General features: G+C 62.9%; 19 protein-coding genes and 3 pseudogenes. 15 read left to right on the top strand and 7 right to left on the bottom strand.

What is annotated here, in order from left to right; translation table 11 throughout:
- Positions 1-14: 14 nt before the first annotated feature.
- Positions 15-994, bottom strand: a pseudogene (locus N0Q91_RS23885) (LysR substrate-binding domain-containing protein).
- 272 nt (positions 995-1,266) lie between these two features.
- Here N0Q91_RS23885 and chvE point away from each other — a divergent pair.
- The 7 genes and pseudogenes from chvE to N0Q91_RS23850 all read left to right on the top strand — a co-directional run bounded on the left by chvE (position 1,267) and on the right by N0Q91_RS23850 (position 10,603).
- A complete protein-coding gene (chvE, locus tag N0Q91_RS23880) occupies positions 1,267-2,334 on the top strand; it encodes a multiple monosaccharide ABC transporter substrate-binding protein (RefSeq protein ID WP_100670072.1) in 1,068 nt (355 codons plus the stop codon).
- A 191-nt stretch (positions 2,335-2,525) separates the two neighbouring features.
- Positions 2,526-4,061, top strand: a complete 1,536-nt coding sequence (gene mmsA, locus N0Q91_RS23875) for a multiple monosaccharide ABC transporter ATP-binding protein (RefSeq protein ID WP_100670073.1) — start codon at positions 2,526-2,528, stop codon at positions 4,059-4,061.
- Entirely contained in the window at positions 4,061-5,275 is a 1,215-nt protein-coding gene (gene mmsB / locus N0Q91_RS23870; protein ID WP_100670074.1) for a multiple monosaccharide ABC transporter permease, read from the top strand. The genes mmsA and mmsB overlap by 1 nt, the downstream gene beginning before the upstream one ends.
- A 145-nt stretch (positions 5,276-5,420) precedes the next feature.
- Complete coding sequence (gene araD1 / locus N0Q91_RS23865; RefSeq protein WP_275599278.1) at positions 5,421-6,416, top strand: AraD1 family protein; 996 nt, start codon at positions 5,421-5,423, stop codon at positions 6,414-6,416.
- Positions 6,417-6,488: 72 nt separating this feature from the next.
- On the top strand, positions 6,489-7,922 hold the full coding sequence (locus tag N0Q91_RS23860; RefSeq protein WP_100670075.1) for an aldehyde dehydrogenase family protein: 1,434 nt from the start codon (positions 6,489-6,491) through the stop codon (positions 7,920-7,922).
- 57 nt (positions 7,923-7,979) lie between these two features.
- Complete coding sequence (gene araD, locus N0Q91_RS23855) at positions 7,980-9,719, top strand: L-arabinonate dehydratase (RefSeq protein ID WP_018098306.1); 1,740 nt, start codon at positions 7,980-7,982, stop codon at positions 9,717-9,719.
- Between the two features lie 183 nt (positions 9,720-9,902).
- Positions 9,903-10,603, top strand: a pseudogene (locus N0Q91_RS23850) (hypothetical protein).
- Positions 10,604-10,782: 179 nt separating this feature from the next.
- Here N0Q91_RS23850 and N0Q91_RS23845 read toward each other — a convergent pair.
- From N0Q91_RS23845 to N0Q91_RS23830, 4 genes are all read right to left on the bottom strand, one after another.
- A complete protein-coding gene (locus tag N0Q91_RS23845) occupies positions 10,783-11,601 on the bottom strand; it encodes a transglutaminase family protein (RefSeq protein ID WP_100670077.1) in 819 nt (272 codons plus the stop codon).
- Between the two features lie 16 nt (positions 11,602-11,617).
- Positions 11,618-12,559, bottom strand: coding sequence for an alpha-E domain-containing protein (locus N0Q91_RS23840; RefSeq protein WP_275599277.1), 942 nt, complete (start codon positions 12,557-12,559; stop codon positions 11,618-11,620).
- 3 nt (positions 12,560-12,562) lie between these two features.
- Positions 12,563-13,957, bottom strand: a complete 1,395-nt coding sequence (locus tag N0Q91_RS23835) for a circularly permuted type 2 ATP-grasp protein (protein WP_018098310.1) — start codon at positions 13,955-13,957, stop codon at positions 12,563-12,565.
- 208 nt (positions 13,958-14,165) lie between these two features.
- Complete coding sequence (locus N0Q91_RS23830; protein WP_275599276.1) at positions 14,166-14,339, bottom strand: hypothetical protein; 174 nt, start codon at positions 14,337-14,339, stop codon at positions 14,166-14,168.
- Here N0Q91_RS23830 and N0Q91_RS23825 point away from each other — a divergent pair.
- The 3 genes and pseudogenes from N0Q91_RS23825 (at position 14,338) to N0Q91_RS23815 (ending at position 16,005) form a co-directional block, all read left to right on the top strand.
- Positions 14,338-15,258: a DMT family transporter gene (locus N0Q91_RS23825; RefSeq protein WP_275599275.1), complete on the top strand. Its 921-nt coding sequence runs from the start codon at positions 14,338-14,340 to the stop codon at positions 15,256-15,258. The two genes, N0Q91_RS23830 and N0Q91_RS23825, sit on opposite strands and share 2 nt — an antisense overlap.
- Positions 15,259-15,355: 97 nt before the next feature.
- Positions 15,356-15,553: pseudogene (locus tag N0Q91_RS23820) on the top strand (efflux RND transporter permease subunit); the annotation flags it as partial.
- Positions 15,550-16,005 carry a DUF411 domain-containing protein gene (locus tag N0Q91_RS23815; protein WP_275599274.1) on the top strand — a complete coding sequence of 152 codons (456 nt, stop codon included), beginning with the start codon at positions 15,550-15,552 and terminating at the stop codon, positions 16,003-16,005. The pseudogene N0Q91_RS23820 and the gene N0Q91_RS23815, both read left to right, overlap by 4 nt.
- 140 nt (positions 16,006-16,145) lie before the next feature.
- Here N0Q91_RS23815 and N0Q91_RS23810 read toward each other — a convergent pair whose 3' ends face one another.
- Positions 16,146-17,642, bottom strand: coding sequence for a DEAD/DEAH box helicase (locus tag N0Q91_RS23810; protein WP_275599273.1), 1,497 nt, complete (start codon positions 17,640-17,642; stop codon positions 16,146-16,148).
- Between the two features lie 597 nt (positions 17,643-18,239).
- On the opposite strand from N0Q91_RS23810, the gene N0Q91_RS23805 reads away from it, so the two are divergent.
- Complete coding sequence (locus N0Q91_RS23805; protein WP_018098317.1) at positions 18,240-18,692, top strand: host attachment protein; 453 nt, start codon at positions 18,240-18,242, stop codon at positions 18,690-18,692.
- Between the two features lie 20 nt (positions 18,693-18,712).
- Here N0Q91_RS23805 and mnmC2 read toward each other — a convergent pair whose 3' ends face one another.
- Positions 18,713-19,432, bottom strand: a complete 720-nt coding sequence (gene mnmC2, locus N0Q91_RS23800; RefSeq protein ID WP_275599272.1) for a tRNA (5-methylaminomethyl-2-thiouridine)(34)-methyltransferase MnmC2 — start codon at positions 19,430-19,432, stop codon at positions 18,713-18,715.
- A 39-nt stretch (positions 19,433-19,471) separates the two neighbouring features.
- Between mnmC2 and N0Q91_RS23795 the strand changes: the two genes are divergently transcribed.
- The 4 genes from N0Q91_RS23795 (at position 19,472) to uraD (ending at position 23,046) form a co-directional block, all read left to right on the top strand.
- Complete coding sequence (locus tag N0Q91_RS23795; RefSeq protein ID WP_275599271.1) at positions 19,472-20,602, top strand: NAD(P)/FAD-dependent oxidoreductase; 1,131 nt, start codon at positions 19,472-19,474, stop codon at positions 20,600-20,602.
- Between the two features lie 135 nt (positions 20,603-20,737).
- On the top strand, positions 20,738-21,535 hold the full coding sequence (locus tag N0Q91_RS23790) for a DUF1045 domain-containing protein (protein ID WP_100670084.1): 798 nt from the start codon (positions 20,738-20,740) through the stop codon (positions 21,533-21,535).
- Positions 21,536-21,613: 78 nt separating this feature from the next.
- The gene (gene puuE / locus N0Q91_RS23785; RefSeq protein WP_100670085.1) at positions 21,614-22,543 is read left to right on the top strand and encodes an allantoinase PuuE; all 930 of its coding nucleotides are present in this window, start codon (positions 21,614-21,616) and stop codon (positions 22,541-22,543) included.
- Positions 22,543-23,046 (top strand): 2-oxo-4-hydroxy-4-carboxy-5-ureidoimidazoline decarboxylase, encoded by a 504-nt coding sequence (gene uraD, locus N0Q91_RS23780; RefSeq protein WP_018098322.1) that lies wholly within the window; start codon positions 22,543-22,545, stop codon positions 23,044-23,046. Before puuE ends, uraD begins: the two co-directional genes overlap by 1 nt.
- Positions 23,047-23,122 lie beyond the last annotated feature (76 nt).

Raw genomic sequence — 23,122 nt, 5'->3', positions numbered from 1 at the left:
TTATGCGGACCTGATCACGCCCTGCTCTGCTTCAGGATCAGATCGTAAAGCAGCTTTGCGCTCGGGGGAGGGCCCGACCTTCGGCGGTGATCAGCCCATAGGGTTTGATGCGGATCGCAAATTCGGTCGGCAAAATCCGGATCTCGCCGGCTTCCGTGCCGTTGCCCGCGACCAGCCTGGCGACGTCGAGCGCAACGGGAGCGATCGCATTGGTGTTCCGAACGATCGACAGCGTCAGGATGGTCGATGAAGTATTGATGACCGTCGCCGGAAGCCGGACGCCGGCGGAAGCGAAACTGTCTTCGACCGCGCGTCGAAGCAGTGTACCGGGCGGCTGGAACACCCAGTCGTAGCCCGGGAGGTCGTGGGCGCCGGCCGACGCCTTGTCCAACAGCGGGTGGCCCTCCCGGACGATGAGGCAGACCTCCTCGAAACCGATTTCGACCAGGTTGAACAGCCGCGGATTGAGGTCGTCGGGGATCCGCCCGACGATGAAATCGTGCCGCGCCGCCAGAAGCTCCCGCGTCAGCACGTTGCTGTTGTCGATCTGAACGTTGATCTCGATGCCGGGATAGGCCGTCGACACCTGGCGGATCGCCGGCACTGCGAGATTGAGCCCCGGGCCGGTGACCGATCCGAGCGAAACCGACCCGCCGCTGCCGGTCTTCAGCTCGTTGATCTCGCGCGCAGCCTCGCGCAACTCGAGGAAGATGGTGCGGGCCCGGCGTGCCAGGGCCTCGCCGTAGCGGGTCAGTTCGACGCCGCGCGCCACGCGCTCGCATATCGGCGCCTTCACGATCGCTTCGATCTCCGCGAGCATGCGTGAGGCCGCCGGCTGCGAAATCCCAAGCGAGTCGGCCGCGGCGCTGATGCGCCGATGGTCGTCGATCGCCAGGATGAGCCGCAAGTGGTTGATCTTCAAGCCGGAGCGGAAAAGCCCCGTCTCCAGCAGTTCTCCCGTAAGCCCGGCTGCATTCTGCCTGCCATCGAGCATCGCATTGGGTTCCGTTTTCAAGAGTTTCAAAAATCACACTCTTTTAGAGCGATATATCAATTTTGGTATGCATGCAAAGCGATATTGTATTTGACAGTTATGGCAATTGATTCCAGTTTCCCAGCATATGCGCCAGCGCATGCGGGAGTATGATAAGACGGGGAGGGCTTCCTTTATCTTGAACCACCGCCGGGGGTCACGCTCGCGACGGTGGTCGCTGCGCATAGACGGAGGCCCCGTGCCTGCCGGTTCAACACTCAGGGAGAGATCTGATGAAATTCTTTACTTCGCTTCTCGCGGCTGCGGCGATCACGGTCGCCGGCTTCGCCGCGCCGGCAGTCGCCCAGGAAAAGGGCATGGTCGGCATCTCCATGCCGACCAAGACGTCGACGCGCTGGATCTCCGACGGCGAGACCATGGAGAAGCTGTTCAAGGAAGCCGGCTATACGCCGGACCTGCAGTTCGCCGACGATGACATTCCGAACCAGTTGGCGCAAATCGAGAACATGGTGACCAAGGGCGCGAAGGTTCTCGTCATTGGCGCCATCGACGGCACGACGCTCTCCGACATCCTGCAGAAGGCGGCCGATGCCGGCGTCAAGGTCATCGCCTATGACCGCCTGATCCGCGATTCCGGCAATGTCGACTATTACGCCACCTTCGACAACTTCCAGGTCGGCGTGCTGCAGGCGACCTCGCTCGTCGAAGGCCTGAAACTCGACAGTGCCACCGAGCCGAAGAACATCGAACTTTTCGGCGGCTCGCCGGACGACAACAACGCCTTCTTCTTCTACGACGGCGCGATGTCCGTTCTGCAGCCTCTGATCGACAGCGGCAAGATCGTCGTCAAGTCCGGTCAGATGGGCATGGACCAGGTCGGCACGCTGCGCTGGGATGGCGCCGTGGCCCAGGCCCGCATGGAAAATCTTCTGTCGTCCGCCTATACGGACGCGAAGGTCGATGGCGTTCTGTCGCCCTATGACGGTCTGTCGATCGGCATCATCTCGGCTCTGAAGGGCGTCGGTTACGGCTCCGGCGACATGCCGATGCCGATCGTCACCGGTCAGGACGCCGAACTGCCGTCGGTCAAGTCGATCCTCGCCGGCGAACAGTATTCCACGGTCTTCAAGGACACCCGTGAACTCGCCAAGGTCACCGTCAACATGGTCAACGCGATCATGGATGGCAAGGAGCCGGAGGTCAACGACACGAAGACCTATGAAAACGGCGTCAAGGTCGTTCCGTCCTATCTCCTGAAGCCCGTTTCCGTCGACAAGTCCAATGCCAAGGAGGTTCTCGTCGGTTCCGGCTACTACACGGAAGATCAGCTCAACAACTGATGCGGCGAACCGGGAGGGTGCGCGACACGCTCGCGCACCCTCTTAATCCAGGCGGCATGCGTCTCGTCGCAATGTCGCTGTAGCACTTTGGCCCGCCGCGTGGTTTTATTTCGTATCGGAGCCGGTCGAAAGAACCGCGCAGCACGGGAGAGCGCCTGCAGTCTCTCCGACTGCAGCTGGAATGGCTGAGTATGGACAATATCATTCTTGAAATGCGGGGCATCACGAAGACGTTTCCGGGCGTCAAGGCCCTGGACAATGTCTCGTTCAAGGTCCGCGAAGGCGAGATCCACGCGCTTGTCGGGGAAAACGGCGCCGGCAAGTCGACCTTGATGAAGGTGCTGAGCGGCGTCTATCCGGCCGGTACCTATGAGGGCGAGATCCATTACGACGGCGAGCTTCGCCGGTTCAGCACGATCTCGGACAGCGAAGAGCTCGGCATCATCATCATCCATCAGGAACTGGCGCTCGTTCCGCTGCTTTCGATCGCCGAGAACATCTTTCTCGGCAACGAGGTGGCCGAAAAGGGCGTCATTCACTGGCCGCAGACCTTTGCCCGCACCCAGGAACTCTTGAAGAAAGTGGGCCTGAACGAGTCTCCCGCAACGCTGATCACCGACATCGGCGTCGGCAAGCAGCAGCTGGTGGAGATTGCCAAGGCGCTTTCGAAGAAAGTTCGCCTGCTGATCCTCGACGAGCCGACCGCATCCCTCAACGAAAACGACTCCGACGCGCTTTTGAAGCTGCTTATGGAGTTCCGCAGCCAGGGCATGACGTCGATCATCATCTCTCACAAGCTCAACGAGATTAAGAAGGTTGCCGATCAGATCACCATCCTGCGGGACGGCGGAACGGTAGAGACGCTCGACTGTCATAAGGAAGACATCAGCGAGGACCGGATCATCAACGGCATGGTCGGCCGGGCCATGGAAGACCGCTATCCGCCCCGCGAACCGAAGATCGGCGACACGCTGCTCGAGGTGAAGAACTGGAACGTCTATCATCAGCATCACCGCGACCGGCAGTTTCTGCACGACGTCAGCTTCAAGGTCCGCGCCGGCGAGGTCGTCGGCATCGCCGGACTGATGGGCGCCGGACGCACCGAGACGGCGATGAGCCTCTTCGGCAAGTCCTGGGGCCACAAGATCACCGGCGAGGTGACGATGCATGGCCGGCCGGTGGACGTGAGCACGATTCCCAAGGCCATCAAGGCCGGTCTTGCCTATGTAACGGAGGACCGCAAGCAGCTCGGCCTCGTGCTGATCAACAACATCATGCACAACACCACGCTCGCCAACCTGCACGCGGTCGCATCGAACGGCGTCATCGACGAGCGCAAGGAACGCAAGGTCGCCGCCGAGTATCGCTCGAAGCTCCGCATCCGTTCCCATTCGATCTATCAGGAGACGGTCAACCTCTCCGGCGGGAACCAGCAGAAGGTCGTCCTGTCCAAGTGGCTGTTCACCAACCCCGAAGTCCTCATACTCGATGAGCCGACGCGCGGTATCGATATCGGCGCGAAGTATGAGATCTACACCATCATCAACCAGCTCGCGGCCGAGGGCAAAGGCATCCTGATGATCTCGTCGGAGATGCCGGAGCTGCTCGGGACCTGCGATCGCATCTATGTCATGAACGAGGGGCGCATGGTGGCCGAGCTTTCAAAGGAGGAAGCAAGCCAGGAATCGATCATGCGCGCCATCATGCGTTCAGGGGAGAAACACTAATGGTCGCCGATACGAGCACCGAAACCACCAAACCGTCGATCGGTGACTACCTCAGGAACAACATTCGCGAATACGGCCTGCTGGTCGCGCTCGTCATCATCATGCTGTTCTTCCAGTTCGTCACCAACGGCGTCCTCTTCAGGCCCGTCAACATCACGAACCTGGTGCTGCAGAACTCGTTCATCGTCATCATGGCGCTGGGCATGCTGTTGATCATCGTTGCCGGGCACATCGATCTGTCGGTCGGCTCCATCGTGGCCTTCATCGGCGCGATTTCGGCGATCATGCTCGTCAAATGGGGCTTGCCTGCCTTCGTGGTCATTCCCGCCTGCCTGATCGTCGGCGGCATCATGGGCGCGGCGCAGGGCTACTGGGTCGCCTATCAGAAGATCCCGTCCTTCATCGTCACGCTCGCCGGCATGCTGGTGTTCCGGGGAATGACCTATGTGGTCCTCGGCGGCCGCCCGATCGGACCATTTCCGAAGGATTTCCAGATTCTCTCGACCGGATTCGTTCCCGACTTCCTTTATTTCCTCAACCCGAGCCCGGAGACGATCAAGAACATGGTCGCGCTGGTCGCCGTGCTGTTGCTCGTCGGCTATGCGGTCTTTGCCGGGATTCGCAACCGCCGGATCAACGACCAGCACGGCACGGAGAACGAGCCGTTCGCCTTCTTCGCGATCCAGATGGCGGTCATCAGCCTGGTGGCCCTGTTCCTCGGCTTCCAGCTTTCGACCTATCGGGGCCTGCCCAACGTCCTGGTCGTCATGGGCGTGCTGATCGCCGTCTACACCTTCGTCACCACGCGCTCGACGATCGGCCGGCGGATATACGCGATGGGTGGCAACGAGAAGGCGACCAAGCTCTCCGGCATCAATACCGAGCGGCTGACCTTCTACGCCTTCGTGAACATGGGCGCGCTCGCGGCGCTTGCCGGCATGATCATCACCGCGCGTCTGAATTCGGCGACCCCGAAAGCCGGCGTCGGCTTCGAACTCGACGTGATCGCGGCCTGCTTCATCGGCGGGGCGTCCGCCTCGGGTGGCGTCGGCAAGATCACCGGTGCGGTGATCGGCGCTTTCATCATGGGCGTGATGAACAACGGCATGTCCATCATGGGCATCGGCATCGACTACCAGCAATTGATCAAGGGCCTCGTGCTGCTCGCAGCCGTGTTCTTCGACGTTTACAACAAGAACAAGGGCAAGGGCTGACCGGCTTCCGCTCGGCCCCGATGATCGCAACAGAAAAACGCGGCATGTTTGCCGTAACCGGGTGGCGTAAGCCACTCTCGGGCGAAGCGTTGCTTTTCCGCAAGGGAAGGCATTGTGGGAGCCAATTCATCAGGAAGGACAGAACGTGCTGATTTCTCAGGTCAGGAAAGAAGACGGTTCGGTTATCGTCGCCGTGCGGGCCCCGGGCGAGACGGCGCGTGCCGTCAGGGGAGCGGAGAGCGTCTATGCTCTGGCGATGGAAGCGGCCAATAGCGGCAGGAGCCTCAGGGACGTCGTCGACGCCAAGGGCCTTGGCGAAACGATCGATCTCGAGGAAGCCTATTCCCAGGGGCGGCTGCTTTCCCCGATCACGCATCCCGATCCCGCCCATCTGCATCTGACGGGGACCGGGCTCACGCATCTTGGCTCCGCTGCAACTCGCGACGCGATGCACAAGAAGGCGACGGAAGCCGCCGAGGAAACGCTGACCAACTCGATGAAGATGTTCCGCATGGGGCTCGAAGGCGGCAAGCCGAAGTCCGGTGAGAAGGGCGTGCAGCCGGAATGGTTCTACAAGGGCAACGGGACAACGGCTGTGGCGCCCGGCGAGCCGCTCGTGTCTCCGTCCTTTGCCGAGGATGGCGGCGAAGAGCCCGAAATGGCCGGCATCTATGTGATCTCCGACAAGGGCGTCCCCTTCCGGCTCGGCTTTGCGGTTGCCAACGAGTTCTCAGATCACAAGACCGAGCGGGTCAATTATCTGTGGCTCGCACATTCGAAGCTCAGGCAGGCGAGCTTCGGGCCGGAAATCCGCGTCGGCGCGGCTCCAGAGGATGTTCGCGGGGCATCGCGCATTCTCCGGGGCGGCAAGGTGCTGTGGGAGAAGCCTTTCCTTTCCGGTGAGGCGAACATGTCGCACAGCTTCGCCAATCTCGAATATCACCATTTCAAGTACGGCCTCTTCCGTGCACCGGGAGACATCCACGTCCACATGTTCGGCACGGCGACTCTTTCTTTCGGCGACGGCATCCGCACGGAGGAGGGAGACGTATTCGAGATCGAAGCCAAGGAATTCGGCCTGCCACTGCGCAATCCGCTGGCAATCGCGGCGGAGGAAGAGGTCGCTGTCCACCAGCTCTGACATATCTCCAATGGCAAGCGCGAGGCAGTGACCGCGGCCGCTTGCGGCAAGAAGACAAGGAGGCTGAAGCCCATGACACTTCACCAGAACCTGATCGCCGGCGAATGGGTCGGCGGAGACGGCGTTGCGAACATCAATCCGTCGAACACCGATGATGTCGTCGGCGAATATGCCCGCGCCAGCGCCGAAGACGCGAAAGCCGCGATCGCCGCGGCCAAGGCCGCCTTTCCCGCCTGGTCGCACTCCGGCATTCTCGAACGCCATGCGATCCTGAAGAAGACCGCCGACGAGATCCTGGCGCGCAAGGACGAGCTCGGGCGCCTCCTCTCGCGAGAAGAGGGCAAGACGCTCGCAGAAGGTATCGGAGAGACCGTGCGCGCCGGCCAGATCTTCGAGTTCTTCGCCGGGGAAACCCTGCGTCTTGCGGGTGAGGTCGTCCCGTCGGTCCGGCCGGGGATCGGCGTCGAGATCACCCGCGACCCGGTCGGCGTCGTCGGCATCATCACGCCCTGGAACTTCCCGATCGCCATTCCCGCCTGGAAGATCGCCCCGGCGCTGGCTTACGGCAACACCGTCGTCTTCAAGCCGGCAGAGCTGGTACCGGGCTGTTCGTGGGCGATCGTCGATATCCTCCATCGCGCGGGTCTGCCGAAGGGCGTCCTGAACCTCGTCATGGGCAAGGGCTCCGTCGTCGGCCAGGCAATGCTCGACAGCCCCGACGTCAACGCCATCACCTTCACCGGCTCGACCGCGACCGGGAAGCGGGTGGCCGTCGCCTCGGTCGAACATAACCGCAAGTACCAGCTGGAGATGGGCGGCAAGAACCCGTTCGTCGTACTCGACGATGCCGATCTGTCCGTCGCCGTAGAAGCGGCGGTCAACTCCGCCTTCTTCTCGACCGGCCAGCGCTGCACCGCCTCCTCGCGGATCATCGTCACCGAGGGGATCCATGACCGGTTCGTCGCCGCCATGGGCGAGCGGATCAAGGGTCTCGTCGTCGACGACGCGCTGAAGGCCGGCACCCATATCGGTCCCGTGGTCGATCAGAGCCAGCTCAACCAGGACACCGACTATATCGCGATCGGCAAGCAGGAGGGCGCCAAGCTCGCCTTCGGCGGCGAGGTGATCTCGCGCGACACGCCCGGCTTCTATCTGCAGCCGGCGCTGTTCACCGAGGCGACCAACCAGATGCGCATCTCGCGCGAGGAAATCTTCGGGCCGGTCGCGGCCGTCATCCGCGTCAAGGATTACGACGAGGCGCTCACTGTTGCCAACGACACGCCGTTCGGCCTGTCTTCGGGCATCGCCACCACCAGCCTGAAGCATGCGACGCACTTCAAGCGCAATGCCGAGGCCGGCATGGTGATGGTCAACCTGCCGACGGCGGGCGTCGATTTCCACGTGCCGTTCGGCGGCCGCAAGGCTTCCTCCTACGGCCCGCGCGAGCAGGGCAAATACGCCGCAGAGTTCTACACCAACGTCAAGACAGCCTACACGCTTGCCTGAAGAAACCGGGCGTAAAGCCGGCATGTCCAGCCCGCGCAGGGCGCAAGGAAGGAAGAAATGAAGAAGAAAGCTGAGTGGCCGCGCAAGCTCCGTTCGCAGGAGTGGTTCGGCGGTACTGGCAAGAATGCCATCATGCATCGCTCCTGGATGAAGAACCAGGGGCTTCCCGCCGACACCTTCGACGGGCGGCCGATCATCGGCATCTGCAACACCTGGTCCGAGCTCACGCCGTGCAACGCGCATCTGCGCGACCTCGCCGAGCGTGTGAAGCGCGGGGTTTACGAGGCGGGGGGCTTCCCGGTGGAATTCCCGGTCTTCTCGACCGGTGAAAGCACGTTGCGCCCGACGGCGATGATGTTCCGCAACCTGGCGGCGATGGACGTCGAGGAATCGATCCGCGGCAATCCGGTCGATGGCGTCGTCCTGCTCGGCGGCTGCGACAAGACCACGCCCAGCCTGTTGATGGGTGCGGCCAGCGTCGACATTCCGGCGATCGTCGTATCCGGCGGTCCCATGCTCAATGGAAAGTGGCGCGGCAAGGACGTCGGGTCCGGCACGGCGATCTGGCAGTTTTCCGAAATGGTGAAGTCCGGCGAGATGTCGCTGGAGGAGTTCATGGACGCCGAGCAGGGCATGGCCCGTTCCGCGGGAAGCTGTATGACCATGGGCACGGCCTCGACCATGGCGTCGATGGCCGAAGCGCTCGGCATGACGCTTTCGGGCAATGCGGCCATTCCCGCGGTCGATGCGCGCCGCCGGGTGATTTCGCAGCTTACCGGCCGCCGCATCGTCGAGATGGTCAAGGAGGACCTGAAGCCCTCCGACATCCTGACCAAGGAGGCCTTCGAGAACGCCATCCGCGTCAACGGCGCCGTCGGCGGCTCGACCAATGCGGTGCTGCATCTGCTCGCGCTTGCGGGCCGTGTCGGCGTCGATCTTTCGCTGGACGATTGGGACAGGCTCGGCCGCGATGTGCCGACCATCGTTAACCTGCAGCCCTCCGGCAAATATCTGATGGAGGAGTTCTATTATGCCGGCGGTCTGCCGGTCGTGATCAAGGCGGTCGCAGAGATGGGCCTCCTGCACAACGATGCCATCACCGTCAGCGGCGACACGATCTGGAACGACGTCAAGGCCGTCGTGAACTACAACGAGGACGTGATCCTGCCGCGGGAAAAGGCGCTGACGAAATCGGGCGGCATCGCCGTGCTGCGCGGCAATCTGGCGCCGCGCGGTGCTGTTCTGAAACCTTCGGCCGCCTCGCCGCACCTTATGCAGCACAAGGGCCGTGCGGTCGTATTCGAAAGCATCGAGGATTATCACGCACGCATCAACCGTGAGGATCTCGACATCGACGAGACCTGCATCATGGTGCTGAAATATTGCGGTCCCAAGGGCTATCCGGGCATGGCCGAGGTCGGCAATATGGGCCTGCCGCCGAAGGTATTGAAGAAGGGGATCACCGACATGATCCGCATTTCGGATGCGCGCATGTCGGGTACGGCCTACGGCACCGTCATCCTTCATACCGCGCCGGAGGCTGCGGAAGGCGGACCCCTGGCGCTCGTCGAGAATGGCGACATGATCGAGGTCGACATCCCGAACCGCACGCTGCATCTCCATGTTTCCGACGAGGAACTTGCACGACGCCGTGCGGCCTGGGTATCGCCGGTAAAACCGCTCACGGGCGGCTATGGCGGCCTCTATCTCAAGACCGTGATGCAGGCGGATTCCGGCGCCGATCTGGACTTCCTTGTCGGCGCGCGTGGATCGGTGGTCGAGCGCGACAGCCACTGATGCGATGAACCGCGGCGGAGCGTTCGGGTACGAATCTCCGCCGCGACCTCATCACCGGACGGGGCGGTTGCACACTGCGCCGCCTCGACAAGTTGTGCGCCTCCGCCTGTTCGTGAAACTTATTCGCGTGTTCGGAATTATCCTCAATCGGGCAATCGCTTTCCGTTGCAAGAGGAAGTGAACATGCGGAAGAAAGCCTTCGTTCTCTCTGTCGGTCTCATGACGAGTCTGACCTTTATTCCCAGTACTCCCGGCTTTGCCCAAAGCGTCGGAGGCAATGGTGGCCTGAACGTCGGAGTGTCTCTCGGAGGTTCGCGGGGCGTCAACGCCAATGTCGGCGCATCGCTTGGCGGATCCAGAGGTGTCAGCGCCGACGTCGATGCGTCCGTCGGAGGATCGCGCGGGGTCAATACTTCGGCCACGGCATCCGTCGGCGGCAGCCGCGGCATCAGCGCCAATGCCAATGCAAATGCGGGCGGCAGCCGCGGCCTCAACAGCACTGTCAGCGCAAATGTCGGCGGCGGCAACGGCATCGACGCCGATGCGGACGTTTCGCTCGGAGGCAGCCGCGGTCTCAACGCCAATGTGAGTGCGAATGCCGGCGGCGGAAGCGGAGCCGGATTGGATGTTGGCCTCGGTCTTGGCGGCGGCAGCGCGGGCGGCGGAGGTGGACCCGGCAACGGCGGCAGCGGTGGCGGACCGGGCGCCGGTGGGGGCGCGGGCGGGATAGGCGCCCCGGCCAGACCCCGATCGCAGCTTTCAACGCCATGTCCCCCAACGAGCGGCGCACGGTACTGAAGCGCTGCCGTGATGTCGTCAGTGGCGGCTATGACCGGGGACTGGTCGCTCTTTGCCGGATCCTGCAGTCGACTGCATCGCGGTAAGTGGAGCTGAAGGCCTGCCTGGATCCTTTCACGCTTTCAATGAAACGTGAAATGATCCAACCTCTTCCACAACAGAGCATTTCAATGGAAACACTGAAATGCTCTACCCATTTTAATCGACGCACTTGCGGACGGAAAACCCGTTACACACTTCTCCCGGAAGTGCTCTAAGGGCCGCTTCAATTCTGAGCTTGGCTCTGTCCTTGCTGCTCGACGGTCACGGCCACCTTCAGGGTCTCGGTGCCTGTACCGTGCACCAGTCCCGACACCGGCGAAGCATCGCGGTAACATAGTCCCGAGGCGATGCGGACATAGCGGTCGTCCGGGCAGACCTTGTTGGCGGGATCGAACCCGACCCAGCCAAGGCCGGCAATGTGCACGTCGGCCCAGGCGTGGCTTGCGGTCTGCTGCGGATGATCCTCCATCATGAGATAGCCGGAGACGTAGCGTGCGGGCAGGCCAAGGGTGCGCGCGGCGGAGATCAGGATATGGGCATGATCCTGGCATACGCCCTTGCCGCGCTCCAGCGCCTCCTCGGCGGAGGTCCCGACCTGGGTCTCGCCCGGTTCGTAGCGTACGGTCTCGTGAATGATCGCCATAAGCGCGTGCAGGCGCTCGAGTTCAGTGGCGCCTCCGGCGGCTTTCGCGAGCTCGCGGATCCGCTTGCCCGGCTTGGTCAGCGGGGTTTCGCGGGCGTAGAGCCACAGCGGTACATAGGACTGGTGAGCGCCGAATACGCCGGCCCGGTCTTCCGTTTCGACCTCGCCTCTCGCCTCTACGCAAAGGGTCGTTCGATCGGCGTCGACGCTGACGAGATGCGTGCGGTTGCCGAACTGGTCGTCATAGCTCACCTCGATGGCGGCCCCGTCCACAAGCGTCTCCCAGTTCCGCACCGTCTGGCCCGGCAGATTCACCGGCGTGAGGCGCAGTCGCTGCAATGCGTATTGTACCGGTTGGTCGTAATGATACTCGGTCGTGTGGCTGATTTTCAGATACATCTACGCCCCCTGAAGCTCATTGATAGAACCGGTAACCATCTGAGATTTCCCGGCCGAGGCGATTGTTCTGGCTGATGAACTCCTTGAGATATTGGTGTAGCCCCTGATCCATGATTTCCGCGATCGACTGGCTGCGCAGCAAGCCGAGCGTCTGTTCGGCGGTCTCGTGGGCCGCGTGACGCTCGCCGTATTCGCGCGCGAGATAACCGAGATTGGAGACGAGCTTGTCGTAGCAATAGGCCAGCGAGCGCGGCATGCGGCCGTTTGCGATCAGGAAGTCGGCAATATCTGCGGGCCTGAGTTCGGCGTCATAGACCCAGCCATAGGAGCGGTGTGCGGAGACCGAGCGCAGGATCGATTCCCATTGGACGTTGTCCATGGACGATCCGACCGCGGAGACCGCCGGCAGAAGCACGTAATATTTGACGTCGAGGATGCGTGCGGTGTTGTCGGCCCTCTCGATGAAGGTGCCGATGCGAGAGAAGTTGAAGATCTCGTTCCTGAGCATCGTGCCGTGGAAGGCGCCCCGGATAAGCCCGGCCCGCCGCTTGATCGTGTCGATGATCTCCGGCATGTCGGTGGTCTTCGCCCTCCTGGCGAGGATCCCCTTCATTTCGATCCAGCATTCGTTGATCGCTTCCCATGTCTCGCGCGTGAGCGCCGTGCGGACCATGCGGGCGTTGTTGCGCCCGGCCTCGATGCACGACATCACGCTTGACGGGTTGGCGCGGTCACGCAGGAGGAAGTCGATCGCGTCGCCGCTGGTCAATCCTTCGTGGATCTGGTCATAGAGGTCTCGCACGTCCGCGCTTTGCAACACCCCGTCCCAGTCGTCCTCGGCCGCTTCGCTGCGCGTGAGCGACATGCGCAATCCGGCATCGATGAGGCGGGCGCTGTTTTCCGCGCGCTCGATATAGCGGAACATCCAGTAGAGGCCGTTCGCAGTTCTTCCCAGCATGCCTCAGTCCTCCAGCACCCAGGTATCCTTGGTCCCACCGCCCTGGCTGGAATTCACCACCAGGGAGCCTTCTTTCAGGGCCACGCGGGTCAGGCCGCCCGGAATGATCTGAACCTTGTCGGAGACGAGCACATAGGGACGCAGATCGACGTGGCGCGGCGCAATGCCCTTTTTGACCATGATGGGCACCGTCGAGAGCGACAATGTCGGCTGGGCGATGTAGTTGCCGGGGCGGGATTTGAGCTTCTCGGCAAAGGCTGCACATTCCTTTTTTGTCGCGGTCGGGCCGACGAGCATGCCATAGCCGCCGGAGCCGTGAACCTCCTTGACGACGAGCTCGGCGAGATGCTCGAGTACGTATTTGAGGCTCTCCGGTTCCGAGCAGCGCCAGGTGGGCACGTTCTCGAGCAGGGGTTTGCGGCCGGTATAGAACTCGACGATTTCCGGCATGTAGGAATAGATCGCCTTGTCGTCGGAAATGCCGGTGCCGGGGGCATTGGCGATGGTGATGTTGCCGGCGCGATAGACATCCATGATCCCCGGTATCCCGAGGGCGGAATCCGGGCGGAAGGTGAGGGGGTCCAGGAAATCGTCGTCGACGCGCCGGTAAAGTACGTCGATCGCCTCGTAGCCGCGCGTCGTGCGCATCTTTACCCTGCCGTCGATGACGCGCAGGTCCGAGCCCTCCACCAGTTCGACGCCCATCATATCCGCCAGGAACGCGTGCTCGTAGAAGGCCGAGTTGTAGATGCCGGGCGTGAGGACGGCAACGCGCGGCTTGCCCTCGCAGCCGGCCGGGGCGAGCGAGGAAAGGCTCTGGCGAAGCAGATTGGGATAGTTCTCCACCGGCCGCACGCGGTTCTGGTGAAACAGCTCCGGAAACATCTGCATCATGGTTTCGCGGTTTTCCAGCATGTAGCTGACACCGGAGGGCGTGCGGGCATTGTCCTCCAGAACATAGTACTGGTCTTCGCCGGTGCGTACGATGTCGGTACCGACGATATGGGTGTAGACGCCGCCCGGCGGCCGGAAGCCGATCATCTGCGGGAGGAAGGTGTCGTTCTTCTCGATCAGTTCGCGCGGGATGCGACCGGCGCGGATGATCTCCTGCTTGTGATAGATGTCGTCGAGAAAAGCGTTGAGCGCGATGACGCGCTGTTCGATGCCTTGGGCGAGCCGGCGCCATTCGCGCCCGGAGATGATGCGGGGTATGAGATCGAAGGGGATCAGTTTCTCGGAGGAGTCCGCGTGTCCGTAGACTGCGAAGGTGATGCCCGTCTTACGAAAAATCTTTTCGGCTTCCTTCGATTTCGCGATGAGCCGGTTTCTGTCCTGACTGGCATACCATTGATGATAGGTCGAATATGGCTGGCGCGGACTGCTGTCCGCATTGATCATTTCGTCAAATACCAAAGGCGTGATCCCCTTATTTTCGACCATTTGAATACAACGCAGAGTGCAATGCAAGAAGCGTGCACATTTGCGATCGAAGAATTTGGCGGGTGGCGGCGCGGCCGTTTTCAGCGTTTCCGGGCGAAAACCGGGGCGGCGGCACGCACAGCCCGGACTTCGGGCTGCGCAGAAAAAACAGGCTGATGCCCGGATTTTAGGCCCATGGTATTCGCGAAAACGCGTTCAGCAGGTTGTGGAGCGGCCATTCCGATTCGCTGATAGTATCGATCAGAAAAATTCCTTTGACCGGGCGCTGTTGCCGCTCTATCGCGGCAGCGGCGATCCTGCCCGGATCGTCCCCTATCCATTTGCTCAGGAACGATTTCATGCTCGCCCGCCTGGCCCCGGCCATCTTCGTGCTGCTCTGGTCGACAGGCTGGGTCGTTGCAAAATATGCGGCCATCTTCGCCGATCCGCTGACCTTCCTGGCGCTGCGCTATAGCTTCGCCATTCTGCTCTTCATCGGCTTCTGTCTTCTGAGCGGCGCGCGCTGGCCGCGCTCGGCGACGGCGATCGGCCATGCCGTCGTGTCCGGCGTCTTCCTCCACGGCCTCTATCTCGGTGCCGTCTGGTGGGCGATCGGGCAGGGTGTGCCCGCGGCGATCTCTGGCATCATTGCCGGCTTGCAACCCCTGATGACGGCTGCGGTCGCGCCTTGGCTGATCGGCGAGAAGCTGGCGGGCCAGCAGAAGCTGGGCCTTATCCTCGGCTTTTGCGGCATCGCGCTTGCGGTTGCGCCGAAAATGCTGGCGATCGACTCGGCCGCAACGCCGATCCACCTGCTGCCGCTGGCCGTCAACGTTCTCGGCATGGCCGCCGTCACCTACGGGACGCTCTATCAGAAACGGTACCTGCAGACTGGCGACATCCGATCGATTGCAGCGTTGCAATACGTGGGAGCGCTCCTCGTGACCATCCCTCTGGCGCTCATGCTCGAGGACCTGCGGGTCACCTGGAATATCGAACTTGTCGCGGCGCTCGCCTGGTCGGTGCTGGGCCTCTCGATGGGAGCGATCGCACTCCTGCTCTATCTCATTCGGCGCGGGCAGGTATCGCGCGCGGCATCGCTCATTTATCTGGTGCCGCCGCTCGCCGCCGGCGAGGCGGCTCTGTTCTTCGGAGAAGCGCTGACCTGGCCGATGATCATCGGCACGGTAATTGCTGTCACAGGGGTCTATCTCACCAACCGCAAGCCGGCCAACGGAACAGCCGCGAGCGACAGCGCAAAGGAAGCGCAGGCGGTTTGACGAACTCGATGACGGGGTGCACTCGAAGCCCTGTCGATCGCACCGCCCGGTATCGTCGGCCGCAACTCATGGTCGGGGCGGTCGAACGGGTCCGGCCGGGTCCGGGTCGGAGGTCATGCAGCGGATCGCTGTCCCGATGATCGGCGGAATGGTATCCTCGACGATCCTCACCTTGGTGGTCATTCCGGCCGTTTATGGCGTCGTGAAGGGCCGGCGGCTGCCCTCACCGGGTGCATCGACGAAAGCGGACCATTTCAATGCCGCACAACACGCGTACAATGGAGAGCAGCGATGAGAAGAAGAGCGTTTCTGATTTCCGCGGCCGCGACCGCGTCGGTTTGGATGATCGGACCGGCCTTGGCAGCCGGGCGTGAAATGGTCGTCTACAAGGACCCCAATTGCGGCTGCTGCCATGAGTGGGCCGCGGCGATGAAGGGAGCCGGCTTCCAGGTAAAGATCGAGGACGTCGAAGACCTGTCTGCGATCAAGCAGCGCCATGCGATCCCCGATGAGATGCAGGGTTGCCATACGGCCGTGGTCGGCGGTTATTACGTGGAGGGCCACGTGCCGCTCGATGCCGTCGAAAGGCTTCTCGCCGAGCGTCCGGACATTGCCGGCATCGCGGTCCCGGGCATGCCCGTCGGATCGCTGGGCATGGGAGACGACCCGCGCGCATCCTATGACGTGTTCGCAGTGAGCAGGGACGGCACCAGCGCGATCTACCAGTCCGTCAGGCCCAAGGGCTGACCGGCGCAGGTGATGCAGGGTGTCGAAACGGCGGGGATCTACCCGCCGTTTCGACGACGCTTGGCGCCTAAGAGCGTTCAATGCATTGAAGCACCAAACATTCTAAGTCTTTGACGCTACGCACTTATCCTCGAAGTGCTCTAGCGCTGATGGCCGCGACCGTCGGCACGCTGCGGTCGATTGCCGCCGCCATTGCGTTCGCCGGACTGTTCGCTTCCGCGGCGGCCGGCCTGCTGTGGTCCGGGCCGCCCATGGTGCTTCTGCGCCTTGTGATTGCGGTGGCCTTCCGGCCTTCCGTCCGCCGGTCCATGCCCGGCAGCGCGCTGGTCGCGGCGCTCGTGCGAGCGCTCGTCGCGCAGCAGGTCGTCGCCGGCGAATCCGCCCGCTGCCGCCTGGCGCTGCGGCCGATCGCGGCGAGGTCCGCCCTGGCGCTGTCCTGCGCCATTGCCGCGAGGCTGACCGTTGCCGCGGCCGCCACGGCCCTTGGAGGGGCGGGCCTGGTCGGCGGGCGCTTCGCCGCTGGCGACAGCGATCTGGATGCCCATCAGCTTTTCGATGTCACGGAGCAGGCGGATTTCGTCCGGCGCGCAGAAGGCGATCGCGATGCCGTCGCGGCCGTTGCGGGCCGTACGGCCGATACGGTGCACATAGGCGTCGGGCACTTCCGGCAGGTCGTAGTTGTAGACGTGGGTGACGCCCGGAATGTCGATCCCGCGGGCGGCCACGTCCGTCGCCACGAGCACGCGGATCTCACCGTCGCGGAATGCCTTCAGCGCACGCTCCCGCTGACCCTGGCTCTTGTTGCCATGGATCGAGGCGGCCTTGAAGCCGACATGGTCGAGATGCTTCATCAGCTTCTCGGCGCCATGCTTGGTGCGGCTGAAAATCAGCGACAGCCCATCGGGATTGGCAGTCAGCGTCTGCTTCAGGATCGTCGTCTTCAGGTCCTTGCCGGGGACGAAATGCACATATTGTTCGACCTTGTCGGCGGCTTTGCCCGGAGGCGAGACTTCGACCTTGACCGGGTCGGTCAGGTATTCGCCGGCAAGCTCGGCAATCAGCTTGGGCATGGTTGCGGAGAAGAGCAGCGTCTGACGGTTCTTCGGCACCAGCTTGGAAATCTTGCGCAGGTCATGGATGAAGCCGAGGTCAAGCATCTGGTCGGCCTCGTCGAGAACGAGATAGCGAGCCTGGGTCAGCGTCACCGCCTTGCGCGAAACGAGGTCGAGCAGGCGGCCAGGGGTCGCGACGAGAATGTCGACGCCACGGGCGAGCTGTTCGGTCTGCTTGTTGATCGAAACGCCGCCGACGACGAGGCCGATCTTGAGCGGGCTCTTCTTCACGAAAAGCTTCAGGTTGGTCGCGATCTGATTCACCAGTTCGCGCGTGGGGGCAAGCACGAGCGCGCGGATGTTGCGCGGATCGGGACGTCTGCCGTCGGCGACGAGCTTTTCGATCATCGGCAGGCCGAATGCAGCGGTCTTGCCGGTGCCCGTCTGCGCAAGGCCGATGAGGTCATGGTCTTTCAGGACCAGCGGAATGGCTTGAGCCTGGATGGGCGTCGGCTTTTCGAAACCATTGGCGGAGAGTGTCGCCACAATGTGCTCGGAGAGGCCAAGCTCTTTGAAAGTGGTCAATGCATATACCTTTCGGGGCGCCAAACGCTCTCGCCGGAACAGCAGGATGCGGTTCCGGTGTCATCTGGCGTCAAGAACCCCGCGTGAATTGGGAACTTGTGGGTTAATAGAAAATCGTCAGGCGCCTGTGCTGCCGCGGAGGGCGGCGATGTTTCGCGCTTTTCCTTCTTCACGGCTTCGAAGTGATGCCGAGGGCGCGCTCACGCGGCGGCCGGAAGGTGACGCAGGCCTTAGATCGTTGTTTTGCGCCGGAAAGTCAAGCTGCATCTTTTCGCAGCTGCGAAAGCATGCCGTCTCGTCGCGCCGGCAGGCGAAACGTCGCCCCCGGCGAAAGGGCATGGACCACACGCCGGCATCCGCGGCGACAGCCGGCAAAGAAGCAGCACGTCACCTATGTTCCCCTTGCAGAAGAAGGGCCTGAGCGTACAATCTAGCCGCTTGACCTCGCCGATTGTCGGCTGCTGACGGGCTGGTGATGCGAGCGGGCCGCGCGACACGGCATGCGCAGATATTCGGCGGCAAGGAACCTGACGCGGCCTCAGCCGTTCTGTCCGTGAACCTCGCCAACCTATCTGCCATCTACACGGGGAGACAATAGTGCGGAACCGGATCTGGATTTTGACAGCCGATGGAAACACGGCGCGCATCGTGAAGGACGTCAACCTGCTGAAGGATGGCAGGCAGCAGCCGGAGGAGGAGACATTTCAAATCGAGACCAAGCGTCGCCAGGACATCATGGCCGACAAACCCGGACGCAGCCATTCGTCCGTCGGTCACGGCCGTTCGGCGATGGAGTATAGCAGCGACCCCGTACGTGAGGAGCAACATCGCTTCGCCGTGGAGATCGCCGGGAAGCTCGAACACTATGCCCACGACCAGGCCTTCGAAAATCTCGTGATCTGCGCGGCACCCAGGACGCTCGGCGACCTGAGGAAGCTGCTCTCGCACCAGGTCAAGGAAAAGACCCTTGCCGAAATCGACCGCAATTGCGTCGCGGTTCCGACCGATCAGTTGATCGCGACAGTCAAGTCCGTAGTCTTCCCCGGATAAGCACGTCCGGATTCGGGCAATCAGGCTTTGTCGCCGCGCAGCATCTCCCGCTTGCCGGCAAAGCCGGGACGACGTTCGACGGTGAAACCCGCCGCCGCCAGGTTGCGGCGGACGAAGCCGGCTGCGGCATAGGTCGCGAAGCTGCCGCCTGAGACGGTCCTGTCGAACACCAGCCGCATGAGTTCTTCCGACCACATGTCCGGATTGCGAGAGGGTGCGAAACCGTCGAGATACCAGGCGTCGAAGTCCGGAGGGGAGGCTGACACGCCGTCGAACGCCGTGCCGATCACCACCGTAAGCCGAACCTCTTCGCTGAATGCGATGTCGATCTGGCCGGCCGGGTTCGTGGGCCAATTGACAACGAGCGCCTGCCGCTCTTCGTCGATTTCCGGCCAATGCGCCAGCGCCCGGCCGATCTCCACCGCTTGCATGGGAAAGCGCTCGAAGGAAACGAAATGGAGGCTCCTGGCCGCGGCCGGCGATTGTTTCCAGCGGCGCCAGGTTTCGCAGAAATTGAGCCCCGTGCCGAAGCCGAGTTCGCCGATCGTGAACGGGCCGCCCGCCTGCCAGCGTTCCGGCAGCCGGTTGCCGGCAAGAAAGACGTGGCCGCATTCGAGCCGTCCGTCGGTGCGGCAATAAAAGTGATCGCCAAATTCCTTCGAATAGGGCATATCGCCCTCGTGCCATTCGAGGTTTTGCCGCGAGGGTGAAGGGCTCTGGCCGGGATCGGTTCCTGTCATGGTGAACCCGATAATTCTCCGGCCCGGGAAGGTCAATCGATGTGCGAAGTTTTGATCGTGGGCGGCGGCGTCATGGGGCTCTGGGCCGCCGTGATGGCCGCCCGCGCCGGGTTCGCGACGCGGCTCCTCGAGCGCAGGCTGATAGGTTCCGGCGCGAGTGGCGGTCTCCTCGGCGCGCTCATGCCGCATATGCCCGACCGGTGGAACGACAAGAAGCAGTTCCAGTTCGATGCCCTGGTGTCGCTCGAAGGCGAGATTGCCGAGCTTGAAACAGCCACGGGCCTCTCGGCAGGCTATCGTCGCTGCGGCCGTGTCATGCCCCTCGGTAAGCCGCATCTGCGGGAGATCGCCCTTGGTCGCGAGCGGGATGCGGCGCAGAACTGGCATACTCCGGCACGCCCGTTCCATTGGCAAGTCCGCGATGCCGACGCAGTCGGTTGGCCGGCCGCCGATGCGGCGCCCTTCGGTGTCGTCAATGACACGCTGGCCGCCCGGTTGGCGCCGCGCAGCCTGCTTGCGATGCTGCGGGCTGCCTTGGACCAGTTTCCGCATGTCCGATGCGAGGAAGGGGCGGAAGTCGTCTCGCTCGACCCGGCGGTCGGCCGGCTTGCGCTAGCCGACGGGCGCGATTTGACCTTTGAGCGCCTGATCCTCGCCGCGGGCGTCGAAAGCTTCTCCTTCATCGACCGTTTGACCCAGCCGCGGCGGGCGCCGAGCGGCGGTGCGGTCAAAGGACAGGCCGCGCTGCTTCGCGCCGACATCGATCCGGCCTTGCCCATCATCTTTGCCGACAGTCTCTATGTCGTCCCGCATGAAAGCGGCCACGTGGCGGTCGGCAGCACGAGCGAGAACCGGTTCGAGGAACCCTTTTCCACCGATGGCCAGCTCGATGCACTGCTTGCCCGCGCAACGGCTCTTGCACCCGCATTGCGCGGCGCCCCGGTGGTCGAGCGCTGGGCGGGCCTGCGCCCCAGATCTACGGGGCGCGAACCCATGGTCGGCCGTCACCCCGATCACGAAAGGGTCTTCGTGCTGACGGGCGGCTTCAAGGTGAGCTTCGGATTGGCGCATGCTCTGGCGCGATCCGTGGTCGACGAGATTGCCGGCCGTCCAGCCGTCGCGCTTCCTGAAACGTTCCACTGTGCGCACCATATCGCGGCATTGCGATAGGCGAGGCAGGCTTCACGACCCCGTTACGGCCGGCCAAATTCGTCAATCTGTCACGCAAATCACTTAACACGCCGCCATTGGACCTCGAACGGGATGCGGGCCATTCCGCCTTCACGGACTTCCGGAGCTTGCGCCATGCGCTATGCGATCTGTTTCACCCCGCCGATGGGAGACCCGCTTTCTGCGGCGGCTGCCAGCTGGCTCGGCCGCAGCGTCTATTCCGGGGAGGCCGTGGAACTGCCGTCGATTGCCGGCCTCGCCGTTTCGGAGATGGCCTTCTACACGGCCGTTCCACGCCGCTTCGGCTTTCATGCGATGATCATGGCGCCCTTCCGCCTGAAGCCGGATATGGACGAAGCGCAATTGCTCAAGGCGATGATGCTCTTCACGAGCGGGGAGACGCCGTTTCAAATCGAGCGGCTGGAGGTTGCACGCCTCAGCCAGTGCTGGGGGTTGATGCCGGAGGTGCCCAGCCAGTCGATGCATCTGCTCGCCGCTCGCGTCCTGCAGGCGCTGGACCGGTTCCGCGCTCCGCTGAGTGAGGACGATATCGAGCGGGCGGACCCGGACAGGCTCACGGCTCCGCAATTCACCAATCTGCATCGCTGGGGCGATCCCCATGTGATGGACGAATATCGTTTCCACATGCCGCTGACCGGCCCCCTCAACGCCGATGTGGGGCGGCGGGTTGAGGCACCCTTGCGCGGATTGTTCGAACCGCTGCTGACCGAACCGCTCCTGATCGGCAGCCTCGCTCTGTTCATCGAGCACGAGCCCGGAGCGCCGATGCGCGTGCATTCGCAGCATCCGCTTGGAAAGATTTCCGCGCGCCCGCGCGCCAAGGCAGGACTGTCGATCGGGCAGCGCCCCGGCCCCGACACTCGGGCCACGCCGCCGGTCGCGCTGACCGCCTCGCTTCCCGGCAGGCCGTAACTTCGGAATCGCCATTTTTCCCATCTCGACAATCCGGTGCGGGATGCTACCGTTCCGGAAAAGTCGAAGGGTGAAATCATGTCCGAGAATTCCTATCCGCGCGACCTCGTCGGCTATGGACGCAGGCCGCCTGAGGTGCGTTGGCCGGGCGACGCCAATATCGCCGTGCAGTTCGTGCTGAACTATGAGGAGGGCGGCGAAAGCTGCATCCTCGACGGCGATCCGGCGTCCGAATGTCTGCTGTCGGAGATCGTCGGCGCTCAGCCATGGGCTGGACAGCGAAACCTCAATATGGAGTCGATCTACGAATATGGCGCCCGCGCCGGCTTCTGGCGGTTGTGGAGGATGTTCACGAGCCGGGGCGTGACGCTGACGGTCTATGGCGTGACGCTTGCCATGGCACGCAATCCGGAAGCCGTCGCCGCCATGAAGGAGGCCGGCTGGGAGATCGCCAGCCACGGCCTGCGCTGGCTCGAATACAAGGACGTTCCCGAAGACATCGAGCGCCAGCACATCCGCGAGGTCGTGCGGCTGCACACCGAACTGACCGGCGAGCGTCCGCTCGGCATCTATCAGGGCAAGCCCTCGGCAAACACGCTCAAGCTCGTACTGGAGGAGGGCGGCTTCCTCTATTCCTGCGACTCCTATGCCGACGAGCTTCCCTATTGGGTCCCCGGACTGACGCCGGGCAATCCGCATCTCATCATTCCCTATACGCTCGACGCCAACGACATGCGTTTCGCGACCAATCAGGGTTTCAACTCCGGCGACCAGTTCTTCACCTATCTCAAGGACACGTTCGACGTGCTCTATGCGGAGGGTAAGGAAGGCAGCCCGAAAATGATGAATATCGGCCTGCACTGCCGCCTGGTCGGGCGTCCCGGTCGCGCTGCGGCGCTCGCGCGCTTCATCGACTATGTGATGTCCCACGACAAGGTCTGGGTGCCGCGCCGCATCGACATCGCGCGCCACTGGTACGAACATCACAAACCCAACGGTACGCGCTGATGTCGGGGCGCGATGATTTCATCCGGCGCTTCGGCGGCATCTTCGAGCACTCGCCCTGGGTGGCGGAACGCGCCTATGATCGTGCGGCTTCCTCCGGCTTGACCGCAGGCAATGTCCATTCGGCGCTCTGCAACGCATTCCGCGCGGCTTCCCCGGCCGAACGACTTCGGGTATTGCGGGCACATCCCGATCTCGCAGGCAAGCTTGCGGTGGCCGGCGAACTCACGGCCGATTCGAAAGCCGAGCAGGCGTCTGCCGGTCTCGACCGGCTCTCCGCCGAAGAGCATGCGCGCTTCACCGGGCTGAACACGACCTACACCAGGAAATTCGGCTTTCCTTTCATCATCGCGGTGAAGGGGCTGACCAAGGAAGACATCCTCGCCGCTTTCGAGAGGCGCATTGACAATTCCAAGGAAGAGGAATTTGAAACGGCCTGTGCCGAGGTGGAGCGGATCGCCCGCCTGCGGCTCCGATCCATGCTTCCGGGAGACGACAATGCCTGACACCATTCCTGATCTGTCCGACCGCGCGACGGGGATGACGCGTTCAGCGTCCGAGCCTTCGGGCGCCAGCGCACAG

Origin of the sequence: Sinorhizobium prairiense (assembly GCF_029201645.2) — a bacterium.
Classification (GTDB): Bacteria; Pseudomonadota; Alphaproteobacteria; order Rhizobiales; family Rhizobiaceae; genus Sinorhizobium; species Sinorhizobium meliloti_A.
This window is presented reverse-complemented; position numbering and strand designations above follow the sequence as displayed.